The following is a 19794-nucleotide window of genomic DNA, read 5'->3' as shown; positions in this document are numbered from 1 at the left end:
GCGAGGGCGAGGAGGACGCGGCCCAGCAGGAGCTCGATGAGTCCAGGAAGGAACTGCCGCTGCCGTTCCGGACCGCCGCCGAGTTGCTGGAGCACTGCGGCGCCCAGGGCCTGTCCATCGGCGAGGTCATGCTGGTCAACGAGCGCGCCTCCCGGTCCGAGGAGGAGATCCGGGACGGCCTGCTGCACATTTACTCGGTGATGGAGGGCTGCGTGGCGACCAGCCTCAAGCGTGAGGGGCTGCTGCCCGGCGGGCTGAAGGTCCGCCGTCGTGCCCCGGACTGGCACGAACGGCTCCTGAAGGAAAGCCGGGACCACGATCCCGACTACCGGGACCCGAAGTACTGGCAGGAGTGGGTGAACCTGATCGCCCTGGCGGTCAACGAAGAGAACGCCTCGGGCGGGCGGGTGGTGACTGCCCCGACGAACGGCGCCGCGGGCATCATCCCGGCCGTGCTCTACTACGCGCTGCACTTCGCGCCGGGCATGGATCAGGCGACCCGGGAGGACCGCGACGACGTGGTGGTGAAGTTCCTGCTCGCCGCCGGCGCCGTCGGGGTGCTGTACAAGGAGCAGGCGTCCATTTCCGGGGCGGAGGTGGGCTGCCAGGGCGAGGTGGGATCGGCGTCGTCGATGGCGGCCGCCGGCCTGGCCGAGGTCATGGGCGGCACACCCGCGCAGGTGGAAAACGCCGCGGAGATCGCGATGGAACACAACCTGGGCCTGACCTGCGACCCGATCGGCGGGCTGGTCCAGGTGCCCTGCATCGAACGCAACGCCATCGCCGCAGCCAAGGCGATCAACGCGGCGAAGATGGCGTTGTGGGGCGACGGCTCGCACCGGGTCTCGCTGGATGAGGTCATCGTGACCATGCGGGAGACCGGCAAGGACATGAGCTCCAAATACAAGGAAACCGCAATGGGCGGCCTGGCGGTCAACGTCGTGGCCTGCTGACTTAGCACTCCTACTGATTTAGTAACAGGGAAAGAGAACAATGACACTGGCACCAGAAGGCCGGAAAATGCTGCGGATCGAGCAGCGCAATGCGGCCACCCCGGTGGAACGCAAGCCGGACTGGATCAAGGCCAAGGTCCAGATGGGCCCGGAATTCGTCCAGCTCAAAAACCTGGTGAAGAAGGAAGGCCTGCACACCGTCTGCGAAGAGGCCGGCTGCCCCAACATCTTCGAATGCTGGGAAGACAAGGAAGCCACCTTCCTGATCGGCGGCTCCGAATGCACCCGCCGCTGCGACTTCTGCCAGATCGACACCGGCAAACCCTCCCCCGTGGACCGGTTCGAACCCACCAAGGTCGCCCGCTCCGTCCAGGCCATGGCCCTGCGCTACGCCACCGTCACCGGCGTCGCCCGCGACGACCTCGAAGACGAAGGCGTCTGGCTCTACGCCGAAACGGTCCGCAAGATCCACGAACTGAACCCCGGCACCGGCGTCGAACTCCTCATCCCGGACTTCTCCGGCAAACCCGAGCACATCGCCGCGATCTGCGACTCCAAACCCGAGGTCTTCGCCCACAACGTCGAAACCGTGCCACGGATCTTCAAGCGCATCCGGCCCGCGTTCCGCTACGAACGCTCCCTGGACGTCATCACCCAGGGCCGGAACCTGGGCATGGTCACCAAGTCCAACCTCATCCTGGGCATGGGCGAAACCCGCGACGAGATCTCCGAAGCCCTGAAGGACCTCCACCAGGCCGGCTGCGACCTGATCACCATCACCCAGTACCTGCGCCCCTCCGAACGCCACCTCCCGGTGGACCGCTGGGTCAAGCCACAGGAATTCGTCGATCTCGCCACCGAGGCCGAAGAGATCGGCTTCCTCGGCGTCATGTCCGGCCCCCTGGTCCGTTCCTCCTACCGCGCCGGCCGGCTCTGGGCCACCGCGATGCGCAAAAAGGGCTGGGAAATCCCCGCCGAACTCGCCCACATCGAATCCTCCGGATCCACCCGCCAGGAAGCCAGCTCCCTGCTCGCAGCGCACCAGTAACACACCAGAACCGGCCTGGTCACGGGTATAGCGTTATTGCATGACCGAAACGTACCGGTACGACGTGGACGTGCTGCATCTGCTCGTTTCGCCGGCGCACGCCTACTTCGGCCGCGCACGGGACGGCGCCGCCGACGTGCCCACAGCGGATGCCGACCGGGTGGAGATCGTGGCCGGCAAAGGCATCGTCGGGGACCGGTTCTTCGGCAAGGCTGCGCACATGGACGCGGCGGTCACCCTGTTCGCCGTCGAGGCCCTCGAAGCCATGGCTGCTGAACTCGGCGCCGGTCCCTTCGACCCGCTGCTGACCCGGCGCAACGTGATCGTCAGGGGCGCGCACCTGGCGCCGCTCCTCGGCCAGGAGTTCACGCTGGAATCCCGAGGGGACGCAGTGCGGTTCAAAGGCGGACGGCCCGCCCACCCGTGCGCATGGATGGACCGGATGCTCGCGTCCGGAGCGCACGCCGCCATGCGGGGGCGCGGGGGCATGCGCTGCCGGGCGCTTTCCGACGGCGTGCTGCACCGCGGGCCTGCGGTGCTGGTCAGCCCGGTGCCGCTTGAGCCCGGACAGGCCGGCGTTCCGAGTCTGCGGCGGCCGGGCCGGCTGCCGTAACGCACCGCTCCGGGCAGCGGAATGTCCCTTACCGCTGCGCGTTCTCGAGGGCGGCGAGGTGCTCGGGGCGCACAGGTGTCGCGCGCTGCTGGTAGTCCGGGTGCTTGCGCAGCCAGAGCTTGACGTACGGGCAGACGGGCACGACGGCGATGCCGGCGTCCAGCGTATCGTCCAGTGCATCCTGGACCAGGCGAGCGGCCAGGCCCTGCCCGGCGTAGTCCTCGCTGACGGTCGTGTGGTAAAAAATCCGTTCGGGCCCCTGTCCCCCGTCATACGGCAGATAATGCGCCTTGCCGATGACGGTGTCGCCGTCGCGGAGCTCGTAGCGGCGGCGCTGCGGTGCGTTCTGGACGGTCAGGGTTGTTTGCTGTTCCAAGAGTCCTCCTGGGTCGGATGGTCGGTTAACCTCGGGGCCGAAGCCGGGCGTTGGGCAAAGCTGGGGCGGGAAGCGGCGCCGGATACCCTTCCGGGAACGGCCCGAAGCGGGGGAACGGGGCACCGTCCGGGTAGGTATTGCCGGCGGGAGCGTCGGCCGGCTCGGCGCCGATCTCCGCCTGCCAGGCTGCGCGGTAGGCGACTACTTCCTCGTGGGTGCGCCCCACAAAGTTCCACCACATCACTATCTGTTCTCCAAGAGGCTCTCCGCCGAGGATCAGCACCCGGGCCGGCGTCTGCCCGGCCTCCAGCGCGACCCTGCTCCGCCCGGGGCGCAGATAGTGCAGGTGGTCCACCGCCATAGGCGTGCCATCGATGGAAACCTCGCCGGTGTCGAGCAGGATTCCATGCTCAAAGGACGGGTCCAGGTCCAGCTCGAGCCGTCCGCCGGCGTGCAGGACGGCCTCGGCGCCGAGCAGCGGCGGCGTGTAGGTGGTGACGGGCGAGGACGACCCCGCCAGGGAACCGAGGAAGACACGCAGCTCGCTGCCTTCTCCCTGCACGGGTTCCGGGGCATAGTGCTGGAAGGTCGGGGCCATGTTCCTGGTCTCCTCCGGCAGCGCGTACCAGAGCTGGGCGCCGTGAAGGACGCCTGTGTCCGGGGTGGAGAACTCCTGGTGCGAGATCCCGCGCCCGGCGACCATGAGGTTGACCTCTCCGGGGCGGACGATGGCCTCGTACCCGGCCGAATCGCGGTGGGCGACGTTGCCGGTGAACAGCCAGCTCACCGTCGCCAGGCCCGTGTGGGGATGGCGCGGGACCTTCATACCCCCGGATTCCGGGACGAGGTCAGGGCCGTAGTGGTCCAGGAAACACCAGGCGCCGATGAGGCTGCGCTGCTTCTGGGGAAGGGTCCGCCGCACCGGCATGGCGCGGGGCCCGCCCAGAGGAACCATCCGGGGTGCCAGGATTTCCACCGCTTCCGCGTGGTCCCCCTCGGTGCACACGATCTCCTCGGGGAAGGTCTCCAGGTTGCTCATGCCATCACCCCGCAGACGCGCTGTGGACAGGGACCCGGTCCTCGGGGACGTTCCCCGCAGCCGGCCGCGGCCGGACGGGGTGGCCACTGAGGATGGAGACCCGGTTGAAGGCGTTCATCGTTATCGCACACCACTGCAGTGCGGAGTACTGCGCCTCAGGGCCACCCCGTTCAGGGCCTTCCAGCTGCCGGGATCGGACTTGTCCAGGAAAAACGGGTTGAGCATGGCACTCCTTAGTACGGCGTCGCACCGACGGCCGGCGCAGCATCACGGCTCCGCCGTCCACAGACTCGGAGCCGGCGGAACCAGGATCATCCTTTCAACAATGCAGCTTCCAGAGCAATGGCGCTGCCAGTTGCGGACCGGAACCGGCCCAAAACTGATCGGCTGCTCCGTAGCTGCCGTTTTCGGGGATCAAAAGGGCAGTTACGGAGCAACCGGCGTCGAGACTAGCTCTTCGGGAGCCCTGCCGGGTTGAGTTCTGACTTGGCCACAGCCTCGGATGACAGGCCCCAGCGGTCCAGGATCTTGCCATAGGTGCCGTCCTCGATCAGGTGGTTCAGCCCTGCCTGCGCAACTGCGGCGAAGCCGTTGCCCTTCTTGGTGGTGGCGGCAATGCTCGCCTTCAACGGCCACCCTCCGTCCACCAGGCCCACCAGCTTGGTCTTCTGGTCGGTCGCGGCCTTGTAGGCGGCGGTGGCGTTCGGCCCGAAGGTCAGGTCCGCGCGGCCGGACTGCAGGGCCAGGTTCGAAGCGGAGTCGTCGTCGTAGTACTGGAACTCGACCGGCTTCAGTCCCTTGGCCTTGTTCTCCTCGTCCCAGCGCAGCAGGATGGATTCCTGGTTGGTGCCCGAGCCAACAATGACGCGCTTGCCCGCAACGTCAGCGGCGGATTCGACCTTGGTGATGCCGCTGTCGCTCTTGGCATAGAAGCCGAGCTTGTCGTCCCGGTAGCTGGCGAAGTCGAACTTGAGCTTGCGCTCCTCCGTCACGGTGACGTTGGAGAGGACAGCCTCGTACTTGCCCGATTCGACGCCGAGGGGCCAGTCTGCCCAGGCGGTGGGAACGATCTCGGCCTCCAGTCCCAGCGTCTGGGCCAGTGCGACGGCGATGTCCACTTCGTTGCCCACCGGCGTCTTGTTGTCCGTGGCGTAAACCGCCAGCGGCGGTGCGAACGGGCTGACCGCAACCGTCAGCTTCCCGTCCTTCTTGATGGCTTCCGGAACCTGCGCCGCAGCAGCCTCGTCCACGGTGACGGTAAAGCGGTCCTGCTCGGGCGTCAGGTTGAACGTCTTGGCCGCCGACGTGCCGGCGGTGGCGGGCGCCTTCGAGGACGCCGCACCGCCGGCAGCCGCAGCCCCGGGGTCGGAGCAGGCGGAGAGCGCCAGCAGGCTGGTGGCGGCGAGGGCCAGGCCCACCCCCGGCTTGAGTGCGCCCGCGCGGGATTTGAGAGACTGACGGACCATGATTGCCCCCTGGAAGTAACGGAATGGAAAAGTGAACGCGAAGGTTGTGGCAGCAACTATCCGGTAGCCCAAACCGGCGGTCAAAGCGCGGAGAAACCGGAAGATACGCGGCGTAACCGCGATTAATACGGCGTTCGACGGCGTCATTGGGCCTGCCGCTCACCCCGGAACCGCGCCTAGCATCGAGTATGAGCGATCAATTCACCACCGAACGTGACGGCTACGGCAGGCTTCTGGCAGACCGTGAAGTGTGGCGGCAGGCAAGTACACTCGCTGCAGCCGGAGAGCTGACCGCGCGGTGGCTTGAGGGCACCAGCGAGTACCAGCCCGGAACCCTCGCCCCGCGCTTCGACGACGAGACCCTGCCCATCGCCGGCCAGCTGGCTGAGCTCAACCGCAGCGGACTGTTCACCAAGGAATCCCAGCCCGGCCTCGGCCCCGACGCCGGCCACGCCCAGCGTGAATACGTCACCGGCTTCTGCTCCGCCGAGTCGGCGGCCCTCCTGCTGCGGCTGTCCGCGGGGACGGAACTCATTGCCATCGCCCACGCCCCGGGGGAGGTCAGCCAGGCGTCCGTTCCGGTCACACTGCACGACGGCGAAGTGGTGACCGTCCTGGGAAGTAGCGAAAATCCGGTCGAATCAGAGCAGATCCAGGACTGGGCGCGCGAAAGCAACGAAACCCTCGCCCTGCTGCTGGCCGACTCCTGGTACGTCGAACTGCTCGACCCGGTCTGGGGCCGGCAACAGCACCTCCTGCCTGCCGTGCTGGAAACCCTGACGTCCGCCCATGACGGGCTACACGCCTGATTTTTGACGTTCCGCGACTCCCGGTGAAGCCATAAGACCGCCAGGATGAACCATTGCGACGCCGGGTGAACGCCTGCGTCGGCTGCCATTGTGGCCGCCCGAGGGGCCTCCGTAATCTCAATCCAACGCTCAGCGCTATCCCCTCCGCTCCATCATCCAGAAGGAAACATCATGACTTCTCCGAACGATTTCCCGGGCTCCACCCGGATCGCCGCAGGCCAGCCTGCCGGCCGGAAACGCCCCAGCGGGCTCAAGATCGGCATTGCCGCCGGCATCCTTGCCGTTCTGGGAGCAGGCGTCGCCGTCGCCACCACGGCCGCCAACAACGCCGCCCCGGAGTCCGCCAACGCGGCCGCCGCCACCAGCCCCGCCACCGAGCTGAAGCTGGGCTACTTCGGGAACATCACCCACGCCACCGCGCTGGTTGGCGTCCAGAAGGGCTTCATCGCCAAGGAGCTGGGCGGCACCAAGCTGAGCACACAGGTGTTCAACGCCGGCCCGGCAGCGATCGAGGCGCTGAACGCCGGCGCGATCGACGCCACGTACATCGGCCCGAACCCGGCCATCAACTCGTTCGTCAAGAGCAAGGGCGAGTCCATCAGCATCATCGCCGGGGCGGCCTCCGGCGGGGCGCAGCTGGTGGTGAAGCCGGAGATCAAGACCGCGGCCGACCTCAAGGGCAAGACCCTGGCCTCCCCGCAGCTGGGCGGCACTCAGGACGTGGCACTGCGCGCCTGGCTGGGCAAGCAGGGCTACAAGACCAACACCGACGGCGGCGGGGAGGTTGCGATCAACCCCACCGAGAACGCCCAGACCCTGAAGCTGTTCCAGAACGGCAAGCTCGACGGCGCGTGGTTGCCTGAGCCGTGGGCCTCCCGTCTGGTGCTCCAGGCCGGAGCGAAGGTCCTGGTGGATGAGAAGGACCTGTGGGACGGGTCGCTGACGGGCAAGCCCGGCGAGTTCCCCACCACCATCCTGATCGTGAACAAGAAGTTCGCCGCGGAGCACCCGCAGACGGTGGAGGCCCTGCTCAAGGGCCACGTCGAGGCCGTGAAGTGGCTCAACGACACCCCGGCCGCCGAGAAGGCCACGGAAGTGAACGCCGCCCTGAAGGAAGCCGCCGGCAAGGCCCTCCCGCAGGAAGTCATTGACCGCTCGCTGAAGAACATCGTGTTTACGGTGGACCCGCTGGCCGGGGCGTTCAAGAAGCTGCTGCAGGACGGCGTGGATGCCGGCACCACCAAGCAGGCCGACATCAACGGCATCTTCGACCTGGCGAAGCTGAATGAAGTCACCGGTGAAAAGACCTCTGCCGCAGGGCTGGGCAAGGAATAACGGCGAAGATATACCAAAAGGATCCGGCGGGAACATTCCCGCCGGATCCTTTTGGTTTAGGCCGCGTTTACAGGACCGCGGAATAGTCCGCAGAGTACTCCGGCACTGCGGAATACTCAGGCACTGCGTACGGGTCCTCTGCGTTTTTCAGGGCGTAGTGAAAGATCTTGCCGTCCGGGCCCTCCTGGCTTCCGACATATTCGGCGGCAACCCATTCCCCGCCGGCCACGGCGCCGGCCCAGGCGTGGGCCTCCTCCCAGTGGACGGCGGAGGCCATCCGGCCGGGCTGCAGGCTCATGGACACGGCGACGCGCACCGAGGGGGCGCCGTCGGAGGAACGGGGGCAGGTGAAGCCGACGATGTCAACGGACACGCCCGGGGTGGCAAGGCACGGCCGGCGGGCCATGGTGGTGGCCGCCGCATCCAGGCCTCCGGAACCGATGTCCTGCCGCGCCAGTGCGTGCACCTGGCTGCGGAAGGTGTTCAGTTCCGCCCCGCATTGCGTCCGGATTCTGTGAACCAAAGCTGTGATCATGTCCCCCTCGATTCAGGGAGGGCGTTGCGCCGCCCCGTCGTGATTATGGACTTACACAACCACCCGGTAACTTGCTTCACAATGCCCGGCGACACCCGCCGTCGCGCAACGAAACAGTGCTTCATCTTCCGCAGTTGGGCGTAACAAACGGGTGTGCCGACGGCACGGTTCCGGGTGTGCCGGCAGCACGTTTCCGGGCGTTCCGCCCAAGGGCCAGCACCGTCCCTAGACGTGCATCCGCGCCACGAAGCGGAACCGGTCGCCCCGGAACACCGATTCGGTCCACTCCACGGGCCGCCCGTCGGGGGTGAAGCCAAGCCGGTGGACCAGCAGCATGGGGGCGCCCATTTCGACGTCGAGGAGCTGCACCTCCGCCGGTCCGGCCAGCTTGGTCTCCACGGTGTCCTCCACCTCGACGATCCGGATTCCGTAGTCCTCGCGCAGCGCAGCATACAAGGAGCCGCGCTCGGCCACGGTCCGCGCCAGGTCCGGGAGCGGCCCGGCAAGGAACGCAATCTCGTGCGCAAGAGGCTCGCCGTCCACCAGCCTGATCCGCTCCACCCGGTGGATGTCCGTCCCCGGCTCCACCGCCAGGCGCCGCGCCGTGGCCGGATCCGCGGGAAGCACGCTTACATCCACGATCCGGGCCGCAGCAGTGAGGCCCTGGCTCGCGGCGTCGTCGGAAAAGGAGGTCAGCTGGCGGACGTGCGTCACCTTGGGCGGCGCCACAAAAGTCCCGCGCCCCTGCGTCCGGTCGAGGCGGCCCTCGGCCACCAGCTCACCGATCGCCTGCCGGACGGTGGTACGGGAGGTTCCGTACTGCTCCGCGAGCGCGCGTTCGGTGGGGATCAGGGTTCCGGGCACCGCGTCCTCGATGAGGGTGAGGATCTGCTCCTTGAGTACGTAGTACTTGGGCAGGGCAGCGGCCGCGGAGGTTTCCATAAATCTGATGGTACCTATTGACACAAAAATTGGTCTAGGCCAAAATAATGGAAATTGGTTTACACCAATTCCGGTTCGTACCGTTTCCCGGACCCCCAATCCCCCATCCCCGCTTCCAAGGACCCAAAGATGTCGTTCCTGCAAGACCTGCGCCAGACGCCCCGCCTCGGCCTTCTGGTCGGCGGCACCGCCGCCACCATCGGCATAATCTACGGCTACGATCTGTCGAATATCGCCGGCGCCCTGCTGTTCATCACCAAGGAGTTCCAGCTCTCCACCAGCCAACAGGAGCTGGTGACCACCGCCGTCGTCATCGGTGAAGTCCTGGGCGCCGTCCTCGGCGGCTGGCTCGCCAACAAACTGGGCCGCAAGGCCTGCATGGTGGGCGTCGCCGGCGCGTATGCCGCCTTTGCGGTGCTCAGCGCCCTCGCGGCTGACGTGCCCATGCTGCTCGTGGCCCGCCTGCTCCTGGGCCTGACCATCGGCATCTCCGTGGTGGTGGTGCCCGTCTTCGTGGCCGAGTCAGCGCCGCCCAAGGTACGCGGCGCCCTGCTCGTGGCGTACCAGGTGGCCACGGTCATCGGCATCATCATCGGCTACCTGGCCGCTTACGTATTGTCGGCCTCCGAAAACTGGCGGCTGATGCTGGGCCTCGCCGCCGTTCCGGCCCTCGCGGTCCTCGCCGTCACCCTCCGCCTCCCCGACACCGCCCGCTGGTACATGATGCGCGGACGCACCGAAGACGCCCGCCGCACGCTCAGCTCGATCGAGCCGGATGCCGACGTCGACGCCGAACTGGCGGACATGCGCCGCGCCATCAGCGAAGAGCGGGGCGGGGGCCTGCGCGAGATGCTCCGCTCGCCGTACCTGAAGGCGACTGTGTTCGTCGTCGGGCTCGGCTTCTTTATTCAGATCACCGGCATCAACGCCGTGGTCTACTACAGCCCGCGGATCTTCGAGGCGATGGGCTTCACCGGCAACGCCGCTCTGCTCCTGCTGCCCGCACTGGTCCAGGCGGCTGCCCTGGTTGCCGTCTTCGTGTCGCTGTCCCTCGTGGACCGGGTGGGCCGGCGTCCGATCCTGCTCGGCGGCATCGGCATGATGATTGTCGCCAACATCATCCTCGTCGCCGTCTTCATGGTGGGCCGCGACTTCGGTGGAATCCTGACCGTGGTCGGCTTCCTCGGGGTCCTGCTGTTCACTGTGGGCTTCACTTTCGGTTTCGGCGCGCTGGTCTGGGTCTACGCCGGGGAGTCGTTCCCCGCCCGGCTGCGTTCCCTGGGCGCCAGCGCCATGCTGACCTCGGACCTCGTGGCCAACGTGATCGTCGCGGCGTTCTTCCTGACCATGCTCCAGCGGCTCGGCGGTGCCGGCACGTTCGCAGTGTTCGGGGCGCTGGCCGTCGCCGGCTTTGTCTTCGTCCACCGTCTCGCCCCCGAGACCAAGGGCCGGAACCTCGAGGAAATCCGCCACTACTGGGAAAACGGTGCCCGCTGGCCCGAGGCCACCGGCACCACCGGCAGCAGCACCAAGCCGGCGGCCAAGTGATGCGGCCCGTCCCCGGCCTGGACCGTGTCCTCGGTTTAGACATTGGCGGCTCCAAGACCCACGCCATCCTGGCGGACGTTGAGCGGTCCGCTGAGTTCGGACGGTTCACTGAATGCACGGTGGGCAGCGCGAACATCGCCTCCGTCGGTCCGGACGAAGCCGCCGCGGCGGTGGATGACCTCGCTGCCCGGCTGGGCATCGCCGATCCTGCAGGCCACGGAATCGGCGCCGTGTTTGCCGGTGCTGCGGGGGCGGACACCCCGGCAGCCCGGGAACAGCTGGCCGGCCTGCTCTCCCGTCGGTTCCCCGGTTCCCGGATCCACGTGGACCACGACACCCGCATCATCCTTGCGGCCGGCGGCCTCACGGCAGGCACCGTCCTCATCTCCGGCACCGGTTCCGCCGCGTGGGCGAAGGCCGTCGACGGCCGCGAAGCCCGGGCCGGCGGCTGGGGCTATCTGCTCGGCGACGAGGGCAGCGGTTACGCCGTGGCCCTCAGCGGGGTCCGCAACGCCCTGCGGGAATCCGACGACGGACTGGCCGCCGGGCCGTTGACCGTCCACCTCCTGGCGCAGACCGGAGTCACAGAACCCGGCGACCTGCTGGACCTGTTCTACCGCCGGCCGGAGCGCCGGTACTGGGCCGGGCTGGCCGGCACCGTGTTCGACCTCGCCGCCTCGGACGCCGCGAGCGCAGCCATCGCCGAGGACGCCGCGCAGCACCTTGCAGTCCTGGCCCTGACGGTGAACCGGCGGCTGGGCACCATTCCTGAAGGAGCCCCGGTCCTGCTGGCGGGCGGAATGCTGGTCAACCAGCCGTCGCTGGCCGGCAGGGTGCGTGAGTTGCTGGCCGTCAGCGGCCTCACGGACGTCCGCGTGCTGGACCGCGCACCCGCTTGGGGCGCCGTGGAGCTGGCCAGCCAGCTTGCGGGCGCACCGCCAGCCGCCAAGATCCCCGCCTGATCGGCCCCCTTTTATCCCTGCCCCACTGATCCCCACCCAAGGAGACCCATGACCTCGCAAAACACGCTCGCCCCTGCCGCCGCAACCCCGCTTCCCGGTTCCCTGATGGCCGCTGAAATCCTGGAACAGCCGGAGGCACTCGCCCGCCAGCTTGAACAGGGGCGTCCCGCCATCACCCGTCTGGCCGCCACCCTCCGGGACGCCGACATCAGGTACGTCCTGCTGGCCGCGCGCGGCACCAGCGACCATGCGGCCCTGTACGCGAAGTACCTCATCGAGACGGTGCTGGGACTGCCGGCCGGGCTGGCGTCGCCGTCGAGCCTTACCGTCTATGGCGCGGAACCGAAGATGGACGGCGTGCTGTGGCTGGCGGTCAGCCAGTCCGGCGGCTCCCCGGACCTGGTGGACTCCACCGCCGCTGCTGCCCGGGGCGGCGCCCTCACCGTAGCCGTCACGAACGCGCCCTCATCTCCGCTGGCCGCTGCCGCCCGGCACCACCTGGACATTCTGGCCGGGCCGGAGCGTGCCGTGGCCGCAACCAAGAGCTACACGTCGCAGCTGCTGGCGCTGTGGCAGCTGATCGACGCCTGGGCCGGAGGAAACGGGGCGGAAGCCGCGGACCTGCCGCGTCTCGCCGCCGATGTGCTGGCCCGGCCGGAGATACTGGAGGTTGCAGACCGCTACCGCTTCGTAAACCACATCATCACCACGGGACGCGGCTTTTCCTACCCCACCGCACGGGAGGCGGCGCTGAAACTGATGGAAACGTCTTACCTGGCTGCGCACGCCTTCTCCGGCGCCGACCTGCTGCACGGGCCCTTCGCCATGATCGACGCCGACCGGCCAGTCATCGCCGTCGCCTCGCCCGGCGCCGGCGGCCGTGCCCTGCACCCCGTGCTGGACCGCCTCGCCGAACGGGGAGCGGATGTCTGCCTGGTGGGTGATGCCGGGGCCGCCCGCCCGCTGAACCACGTGGTGCCGCTGCCGGCCGTCCACGAACAGCTCTCGCCGATCCTGGAGATCATGCCCCTGCAGCGGCTGGCCCACGCGATGGCGGCCGCGCGCCACCGGGACCCGGACGCTCCCCGCGGCCTTCGCAAGATCACGGAAACCTGGTGAGTCCCACGCTCATTTCCGCGTCACGGGTCATCCTGCCTGATGCCGTGCTGGAGCCCGGCTGGGTGGAGACCGACGGCGGCCGGATCACCGCGGCGGGTCCCGGGCTGCCCGCCCGGGAGCCCGACGCGCACTTTCCGGACGCCATCCTCGCGCCGGGCTTCGTAGACGCCCACATCCACGGCGGCGGCGGCTTCAGCTTCAACGACGCCGATCCCGCTGCCGCCGGGGTCCGGATCGCCGGCGTGCACCGCTCGCACGGCACCACCACGCTGATGGCCAGCCTGGTCACCGCCCCGCTCACGCAGCTCGAGAAGGCGGTGGCCGCGCTGGCGGCCCTGGTGGAGCAGGGGGTGCTGGCCGGCATTCATCTCGAGGGCCCGTGGCTCAGCCCCGACCACCGGGGCGCCCACGCGGCGGAACTTCTGCTCGCGCCGGAAGCGTCGGCCATCGACCGGCTGATGCTGGCCGGGCGGGGCACCGTGCGGATGGTCACGATCGCGCCTGAACTGGAAGGCGGGCTGGCCGCCATCCGGCAGATCACGGGCTACGGCGCTGTCGCGGCCATCGGCCACACCGGGGCTGGATACGACGTGGCCCGCGAGGCGATTGCCGCAGGAGCCACCGCCGGGACGCACGTGTTCAACGCGATGCGGCCCCTGCACCACCGGGAACCCGGGCCGGCCTTGGCGTTGCTGGAGGACCCCGCCGTTTTCGCGGAGGTCATTGCCGACGGAGTCCACCTCCACCCGTCGCTGGTCCGCTTCATTGCCGCCAGCCCGGCCCGCGCTGTCTTCGTCACCGACGCCATGGCCGCGGCCTGCGCGCAGGAAGGCACGTACCAGCTCGGCGGGCTGGACGTCCGGGTGTCCGACGGCGAGGCGCGCCTCGTCAGCGACGGCACCATCGCCGGCAGCATCCTCACGCTGGACGCCGCGGTACGGCACGCAGTCCACGACGCCGGCATCCCGCTCGCTGACGCCGTCCGGGCGGCCAGCCAGAACCCGGCGGACATGCTGGGGCTCTCCGACGTCGGCCGGATTGAGGCCGGACGCAAGGCGGACCTGGTGGTGCTCAGCCCCGAACTCGAGGTGGCCGCCGTGATGAAGGCAGGCCGCTGGTTGACCCCGTCGACTTAGCGTCGTGGCGCCGCTGACCCGCAACTGTAGTGCTCAGCCAGCCTCGCCAGTCCCTCGTCAAGCGAGACAGCGGGCGTCCAGTTGAGGAGTTCACGGGTCTGGCGCTGATCGAACCAGTGGGCGGTGGAGAGCTGCTCAGCCAGGAACCTGGTCATCGGCGGCTCCTCTTTCCGTCCTGCCCAGGTCCAGAGCTTTTCCACCACCGCTCCCGCCGCCCGCGCCACCCCGCCCGGCACAGTCCACGACGGCGCAGGCACGCCCCCTGCAGCACATATGCCCGCCAGCAGCTCACCGACCGGGCGGGGCTCGCCGTTGCTGACGACCACGGCGCGGCCATGGACGTGTTCCATGCGGTGCAGCGCGGCAACGATGGCCGAGGCGGCATTGTCCACGTAGGTGGTGTCGATCAGGGCCGCACCCGCGTCGAGCAGCGGCAGACGGCTGCGGCTGGCGCGTGCCAGGACCCGTTCCACCAGTTGGGTGTCGCCGGGGCCCCAGACGATGTGGGGCCGCACCGCTGCGACGCGGCATTCCGGAGCATCCGCCGCCAGTGCCAGCAGCTCCGCCTCGGCCTTGGTGCGGGAGTAGTCGCCGTGCGCGTGCTGCGGGTCAGCCGGTTCCGCGCCCACCCCAACGATGGCGGCGCCGGAGTTGGCGACGGACGGGGAGGAGACGAACACCACGTCCCGCACCCCGGCCGCACGGGCAGAATGGAGCAGACGGCGGGTTCCTTCGACGTTCACCTCGTCGAACTCCACGGCACGGCCCGTAAAAGAGACTTTGGCGGCCAGGTGGATGATTCCGTCAGACCCTTCGATTGCTCGCCTGAGCGCTGCATCGTCCGTCAGGGACCCGCAGAAGTCTGCTGCGCCGTCGATTCCTGAGGGACGGCGCTGGAACGTGGCCACGGCATGGCCCTGGCGGACCAGCAGCCGGGCCACTTCCCGCCCGAGCAGCCCGCTTGCGCCGGTGACGAGGACCCTCATGGCTCTCCCGGACGGCCGCCGGCCAGCACCCGTGAAGCCCAGCGGGACAGGCGGGTCCTGTCGATCTTGGCGTTGTGCCGGATGTCGGTGGGCAGAGCGGGGACTGCGAGCACGGCGGAGACATTCACGCCAGCCTCACGGGCCGCCCTGCGGACGCGCCCGGAGAGTTCCGGCGCAGCAGGGCCGGCTTTCCGGGCGGGAGGTACGGTCTCGACGACGGCGACGACGGCCTGGGTCCCCGCCGGCCCGACCCCGGCGATGGCGGCCAGCCGGACGCAGTCCAGGCGTTCGATGGCCTGTTCGGCGCCCACGGGCGTCACCGCGGCCCCGGGCGCCGTCACGACATGGTCGAGACGTCCTTCCACCCAGAGCCGGCCGGCGGCGTCGAAGTGCCCCACATCGCCGGTACGGTGCCATCCGGGCAGACTGGTGCTTGCCCGCTGGGTCAGCCAGAGCCGGTCGTAAGCTTCCTTGACGTGCGCGGCGCTGACCAGAATCTCGCCCGTCACGCCAGCCTCCGTCACGAGGTGGGACCCGGGTGCAGTGCCATCGGCAGCCAGTGGGACGACGGCCACGCGGGCGCCGTGCACAGGCCTCCCCACGCACACGCCGTTGCCTGCTCCCGCCACGGTGCCGGCAGCCGTTTCGGCATCGGCGGCCTGGATTTGCTCGAGGCTGATGTCGGTGACCGGCAGCGCCTCAGTCATCCCGTACGGGGTATGCAGCGAGGCCCGGGGCATCAGCCGCTGCACCTCCGCCAGGAGCGGTTCCGGGACAGGTGCGCCGGCAGAAAGAAGCAACTCGATGCTTTCCAGGGCTTTATGCCCTGCTCCACCCACGGCATCACGGGTGGCAAGGACGTTGCGCAACGCCGCCGGCGAGGCGAAGACCACGGTTGCCTCTATGGCCGCGGCGGCGTCCGCCAGCGCGCGGGCCGTCAAGGTGCGGGGCGCAGTAACGTCCATGGCCGGCGTCACCGAAACCGTTCCGAGCGCCGGCCCCAGCAAGGCGAACGGGGCAAAGCCCGCCACGAGCCGGGCACCGGGACGGATCCCGAAAGTTTCGGCCACTGTATCCCGCATCGCGGCAAGCTGCCGGTGCGTATAGAGCACACCTTTGGCAGGGCCGGTGGAGCCGGATGTGAAGAGTACGGCGGCTGGGGCAGCTGGGTCCACGGTGTGCGTTGGCCGCCGTGCACCGCGTCCGGCACCGCGCCCGGCCAAGGCGGCGAGGGAGGTTTCGACACCCACGATGCGGCGGCGGGCGGCCGGAAGGTCCTGCACGCTGATTCGCCGTCCCGGCCAGCCGAGCACCGAGGCCGCCGCCAGCGCCTTGTCGATTCCGATGAGGAAATCGGCGGTGGCACCCTTCACGGCGCGGCTCAGGCCGCTGGTACCCAGTCCGGCGTCGGCCACAACCACCACGGCGCCCAGCCTCAGGCAGGCGTAGAGGGCTACGGTCAGGTCCACACCGGGCGGAACCATCAGGCTCACCCGGCTGCCGCTCCGCACTCCGGCTTCCCGCAGCCCCGCGGCGAGGTCCAGGATGTTTCCGTCCAGCTGCTGCCAGCTGAGCGAGCGGCTGACTCTGCCGTCCGGCCCCATTTCCGCAACGGCGGTAGCTCCCTTCGCAGGCCCGGCCGCCAGTTCGCCGAGCAGCTCCCAAAGGGGCCGGAATCCCGCGCGCCCCCGTTCCTCCGCACCCTTCAGCCCCTGGCCACCGGTCGCTGCGGCTTCGGCTGCCGGGGAACCGGCTCCACTGGTACCGCGGTGCCCGGCAAGCCATTGGAAGACAGGCGCGGCAATGTTTCGGTCTTCAGCCACGAGATGTCCGGCACCTTCGAAGCGGTGAACGTCCGCGTGCGGAAGCCGGCTGATGAGGTCCTTGAGGTACCGGTCGGAAAAGATGGGATCCCGGGGACCCCAGAGCATCAGGGCCGGAACCTTGAGCCCGCGAAGCCCTTCCGCGACGCGGCTAAGCGCCGGGAAGCTGGGATGGGAAGCGTCTGCGGGAATGTCCGCAACAAAATTCCCCACCCCGGCCCGGCGGGGGGCTCCGCGGTAGGGGACCATGTAGGCCTTTCGGATGTCGGCGGGCAGCGGCGGGTTGGCCAGCGAGTGTGTCACCCGCAGAAAGGTGTCCGACGTCGTCGTGCCCCACCGGTGCACGGCGGGGTGCAGGGCAAGCCGGAGGGCCGGCGGGATTGCCGCACCGGAGGGCTGGTGGACGGCTGTGTTGGTCAGAACCACCCCGGAGACGTGCTGCGGGTGCGCCAAGGCCCAGCCGAGGCTGATCACGCCGCCCCAGTCGTGACCGACCGTGACGACCGGCCCGTCCAGGCCCAGCGCGTCGGTAAGGTCGCCGAGGTCGTTGATTCGGTCCGCCAGGCGCCGGAACCTGCCGGTGCGCTCGGAGAAGCCCATATCCAGCTGGTCCACCGCCACCACGCGCCACGGATGTGCGGGATCGGACCCGGCGGCCAGCAAGGTCCGCCACAGGTAGGACCACGTCGGGTTGCCGTGGACGCACAGCAGGGTGCCGGCGGGAGCCAGGCCACGGCGGGAGAGCTCGGCGCCGTTGTCGAGCAGGTGCCAGCGGCGCACGGTTCCGGGCTCATCCGCGGCAGAGGTGGAAGCCACCGCGATTTCGCGCGACCATGCGGGGTCGACGCCGTGCCAGTCGGCGGTTACCAAACGATTTCCACCATGGCGGTGTTGAGACCGGAACCGACGCCCATGCACAGCACGCGGTCCCCGGTTCCGAGGGTCTGGGCTTCAGCCGCGAGGGTCATGGGGAGGGAGGCCGGGCCCACATTGCCCCAGTGCGGGAACGTGATTGGCACCCTGTCCGGGTCCAGGTCGATGGCGCCGATGATGGCCTGGGTATAAGCAGTGCTCACCTGGTGCGTGATGTAACGGTCCATCGACGCCCAGTCCCATTCCGGCTGGGCCTCATTCCAGGCGTCGACCACGAGCCGCAGGCCGCCGTCGAGCAGGCCCTTGGTGTCGGTGGCCATCCCGTCGATGCCGCCCACGCACAGTTCATGGTGCTCCGTGCCGGCGCGCATCACGCCGCCGAGGATCCGGTGCGCTCCTGGGTGCTGGTCTGCCGGGCCAAGGACGGCCGCAGCGGCTCCGGAGCCGAGGGTAAGGGTGGCAAATTCGCGGTTGAAGTCCTCGCGGGTGGTCTCGGGCCGCTGCAACCGGGCCAGGGTCGCCTCCTGCGTTGCCTGGGCATCCTCGCCGTTGACGATCATCGCGTACTTGATCTGGCCGGAGTCGATCATGTTGGCCGCCAGCGTCATGCCGTTGACGAATCCGAGGCAGGCGTTGGCCAGATCGAAGTTCATGGCCGATGACGGCAGGCTCAGTCCGTGGTGGATCTTCACCGCCACGGACGGTTCGAGGTTGCGCCGCGTGACCGAAGTATTGATCAGCAGGCCGATGTCGGACGCTTCGACGCCGGCCTCTGCCAGGGCCTTGGCGCCCGCTTCAACCGCGGCATCATCGAACGAGGTCCCCGCGGCCCACCAGCGGCGGTGCGTGATGCCGGCGACGCGCTCAAGCAGCCGCGGCGGGAACTTCAGCCGCTGCAGGGTCGAAGCCAACCTGCGGTCGAAATCCGTGGAACTCACGATCCTCGGAGCCTCGACACTGCTCACCGAAAGCAGCGCGGTGTTGCTGTGCCTGAAGGTTGCATTTCCTGCCAAGTCAAGCCCCTGTTCGTTCCCGTCCTGCATTCATGCGGTGACTGTACCCATAAATGCAAGCCCAAAAGCTTAACTATGCCGATACGGGTCCGGACCCCTTCATATTTCTCGCCCGTGGCTGCGCAGTAGATCCTCGCCGCGGCTGCGATGCATCCACGAATGGGGAACGCGGAGACATTGCAACCCAAAATATCGTCAGTAGGCTTAGTTTTCAAATCATCCCGCCGCCGTGACTACGCATGCCGCCCGGGGATTGCCCTGGATTTGTTCACCTCAGGGGTTGTTGCGCGGAGTCAGCCTGGCTGCGAGGCCGGAGAGCAGAATGTCCAGGCCCTGGTCCAGTTCGGCCGCTCCGTCGTAGTCAGCCAGAACCGGGGCCAACGCGCGGAGCCGGGGAAACTCCCGCGCGGGAAGACGGTGCAGCCCAAGACGGAGCAACGCCTCATTCTCTTCCGGATCGACGATGAATTCCTGCAACTCATTGAGGATGTGCCCGTACAGGAACCCGTAATAGGCCCTGTACACATGGAGCGCATCGCCGGGCCCGAATCCGGCGTCGATCAGCAGGGACAGGATCTGCTCCAGAGGGCGCAGCGTGCCCAGCGGGCGCAGGCCCAGGGGAGTGGAGAGTGGGCGCGTCACCAGCAGCGGCACAACATTGGGGTGCCGGAGCGCCAGGAGCCGCAGGTCATGGGCTATCCGCCGCAACTGCGCCTGCCAGTCCCGATCGTCACCGATGATCGCCAGTTCGTTCAGGACCAGCTCGGTCACTCCGTCCAGCAGCGCGGCCCGGTTGGCAGCATAACGGTACAGGCTCATTGGATCCCGGCCGAGCTCCTGCCCCAGCCGGCGCATTGTCAGGGCGTCCAGCCCTTCGGCGTCCAGCAGCTTCAACGCCGCAGTGAGCACAAGGTCACGGCTGAGGCGGCTCTTCGTGCCCGCAGTCGTGGCGGTCAACGGCTTATCCACGGGCGACACGGCTCCTTTGGGCGGTCCAGGGGACCCACCTCCTCTGTGGTCAGCGCGGTTGCTTATTAGGTAGTCTACGCGTAAAGTCTACAGCGTAGAGAAGTTGTTATCGCCGGTTTCAGAAGCGGGACCCTGGTGGCATGACCGTTCCGGTCGCTCACACCACCCAGGAGTACCCATGTCAGCTCACACGCAGTTCAGCCAAGCAGGTAACCGGAGCCACGCTCACTCCTAAACCGAGCTATGGGG

Annotated in this window: 18 protein-coding genes; 9 read left to right on the top strand and 9 right to left on the bottom strand. The window is 68.4% G+C overall.

From position 1 onward, the window contains the following. From ARGLB_RS19395 to ARGLB_RS19385, 3 genes are all read left to right on the top strand, one after another. Positions 1-953: L-serine ammonia-lyase (locus tag ARGLB_RS19395; protein WP_003805747.1), on the top strand; the 953-nt coding region annotated here is incomplete at its 5' end. A 40-nt stretch (positions 954-993) separates the two neighbouring features. Further along, positions 994-2001 (top strand): lipoyl synthase, encoded by a 1008-nt coding sequence (lipA, locus tag ARGLB_RS19390; protein ID WP_043419896.1) that lies wholly within the window; start codon positions 994-996, stop codon positions 1999-2001. Between the two features lie 40 nt (positions 2002-2041). Beyond that, positions 2042-2614, top strand: coding sequence for an MOSC domain-containing protein (locus tag ARGLB_RS19385; RefSeq protein ID WP_003805745.1), 573 nt, complete (start codon positions 2042-2044; stop codon positions 2612-2614). 28 nt (positions 2615-2642) lie between these two features. Here the strand turns inward: ARGLB_RS19385 and ARGLB_RS19380 are convergent, their stop codons facing one another. The 3 genes from ARGLB_RS19380 to ARGLB_RS19370 form a co-directional block, all read right to left on the bottom strand. Then, positions 2643-2990, bottom strand: coding sequence for a GNAT family N-acetyltransferase (locus ARGLB_RS19380; RefSeq protein ID WP_003805744.1), 348 nt, complete (start codon positions 2988-2990; stop codon positions 2643-2645). 25 nt (positions 2991-3015) lie between these two features. Continuing rightward, positions 3016-4029 carry a pirin family protein gene (locus ARGLB_RS19375; RefSeq protein ID WP_003805743.1) on the bottom strand — a complete coding sequence of 338 codons (1014 nt, stop codon included), beginning with the start codon at positions 4027-4029 and terminating at the stop codon, positions 3016-3018. A 449-nt stretch (positions 4030-4478) separates the two neighbouring features. Then, positions 4479-5495 (bottom strand): ABC transporter substrate-binding protein, encoded by a 1017-nt coding sequence (locus ARGLB_RS19370; RefSeq protein ID WP_003805742.1) that lies wholly within the window; start codon positions 5493-5495, stop codon positions 4479-4481. Positions 5496-5683: 188 nt separating this feature from the next. Between ARGLB_RS19370 and ARGLB_RS19365 the strand changes: the two genes are divergently transcribed. Then, positions 5684-6304 carry a DUF6919 family putative SAM-binding protein gene (locus ARGLB_RS19365; RefSeq protein ID WP_003805741.1) on the top strand — a complete coding sequence of 207 codons (621 nt, stop codon included), beginning with the start codon at positions 5684-5686 and terminating at the stop codon, positions 6302-6304. 171 nt (positions 6305-6475) lie between these two features. Further along, the gene (locus ARGLB_RS19360; protein WP_003805740.1) at positions 6476-7639 is read left to right on the top strand and encodes an ABC transporter substrate-binding protein; all 1164 of its coding nucleotides are present in this window, start codon (positions 6476-6478) and stop codon (positions 7637-7639) included. A gap of 67 nt (positions 7640-7706) precedes the next feature. Here ARGLB_RS19360 and ARGLB_RS19355 read toward each other — a convergent pair whose 3' ends face one another. Together ARGLB_RS19355 and ARGLB_RS19350 are read right to left on the bottom strand one after the other, a co-directional pair. Then, a complete protein-coding gene (locus ARGLB_RS19355) occupies positions 7707-8174 on the bottom strand; it encodes a hypothetical protein (RefSeq protein ID WP_003805739.1) in 468 nt (155 codons plus the stop codon). A gap of 225 nt (positions 8175-8399) precedes the next feature. After that, positions 8400-9116, bottom strand: coding sequence for a GntR family transcriptional regulator (locus ARGLB_RS19350; protein ID WP_003805737.1), 717 nt, complete (start codon positions 9114-9116; stop codon positions 8400-8402). Positions 9117-9245: 129 nt separating this feature from the next. Between ARGLB_RS19350 and ARGLB_RS19345 the strand changes: the two genes are divergently transcribed. From ARGLB_RS19345 to nagA, 4 genes are read left to right on the top strand one after another with little or no spacing between them, the layout of a single operon-like run. Beyond that, positions 9246-10664 (top strand): sugar porter family MFS transporter, encoded by a 1419-nt coding sequence (locus ARGLB_RS19345; protein ID WP_043419893.1) that lies wholly within the window; start codon positions 9246-9248, stop codon positions 10662-10664. Then, entirely contained in the window at positions 10664-11626 is a 963-nt protein-coding gene (locus ARGLB_RS19340; RefSeq protein ID WP_003805735.1) for an N-acetylglucosamine kinase, read from the top strand. The genes ARGLB_RS19345 and ARGLB_RS19340 overlap by 1 nt, the downstream gene beginning before the upstream one ends. Before the next feature lie 48 nt (positions 11627-11674). Beyond that, a complete protein-coding gene (locus tag ARGLB_RS19335; protein ID WP_003805734.1) occupies positions 11675-12745 on the top strand; it encodes an SIS domain-containing protein in 1071 nt (356 codons plus the stop codon). Further along, positions 12742-13881, top strand: a complete 1140-nt coding sequence (nagA, locus tag ARGLB_RS19330; protein ID WP_003805733.1) for an N-acetylglucosamine-6-phosphate deacetylase — start codon at positions 12742-12744, stop codon at positions 13879-13881. Before ARGLB_RS19335 ends, nagA begins: the two co-directional genes overlap by 4 nt. Here the strand turns inward: nagA and ARGLB_RS19325 are convergent. The 4 genes from ARGLB_RS19325 to ARGLB_RS19310 form a co-directional block, all read right to left on the bottom strand. Beyond that, the gene (locus ARGLB_RS19325) at positions 13878-14867 is read right to left on the bottom strand and encodes an NAD-dependent epimerase/dehydratase family protein (protein WP_003805732.1); all 990 of its coding nucleotides are present in this window, start codon (positions 14865-14867) and stop codon (positions 13878-13880) included. The two genes, nagA and ARGLB_RS19325, sit on opposite strands and share 4 nt — an antisense overlap. After that, a complete protein-coding gene (locus ARGLB_RS19320; protein WP_003805731.1) occupies positions 14864-17560 on the bottom strand; it encodes an alpha/beta fold hydrolase in 2697 nt (898 codons plus the stop codon). The genes ARGLB_RS19325 and ARGLB_RS19320 overlap by 4 nt, the downstream gene beginning before the upstream one ends. After that, complete coding sequence (locus ARGLB_RS19315) at positions 17554-18606, bottom strand: 3-oxoacyl-ACP synthase III (protein WP_003805730.1); 1053 nt, start codon at positions 18604-18606, stop codon at positions 17554-17556. Before ARGLB_RS19315 ends, ARGLB_RS19320 begins: the two co-directional genes overlap by 7 nt. Positions 18607-18849: 243 nt before the next feature. Next, positions 18850-19545, bottom strand: coding sequence for a TetR/AcrR family transcriptional regulator C-terminal domain-containing protein (locus ARGLB_RS19310; RefSeq protein WP_139023419.1), 696 nt, complete (start codon positions 19543-19545; stop codon positions 18850-18852). Positions 19546-19794 lie beyond the last annotated feature (249 nt).

This window comes from Arthrobacter globiformis NBRC 12137 (assembly GCF_000238915.1).
Lineage (GTDB): Bacteria > Actinomycetota > Actinomycetes > Actinomycetales > Micrococcaceae > Arthrobacter > Arthrobacter globiformis.
The sequence above is the reverse complement of the archived record's forward strand: the minus strand, read 5'-3'. Positions and strand labels throughout refer to the sequence as shown.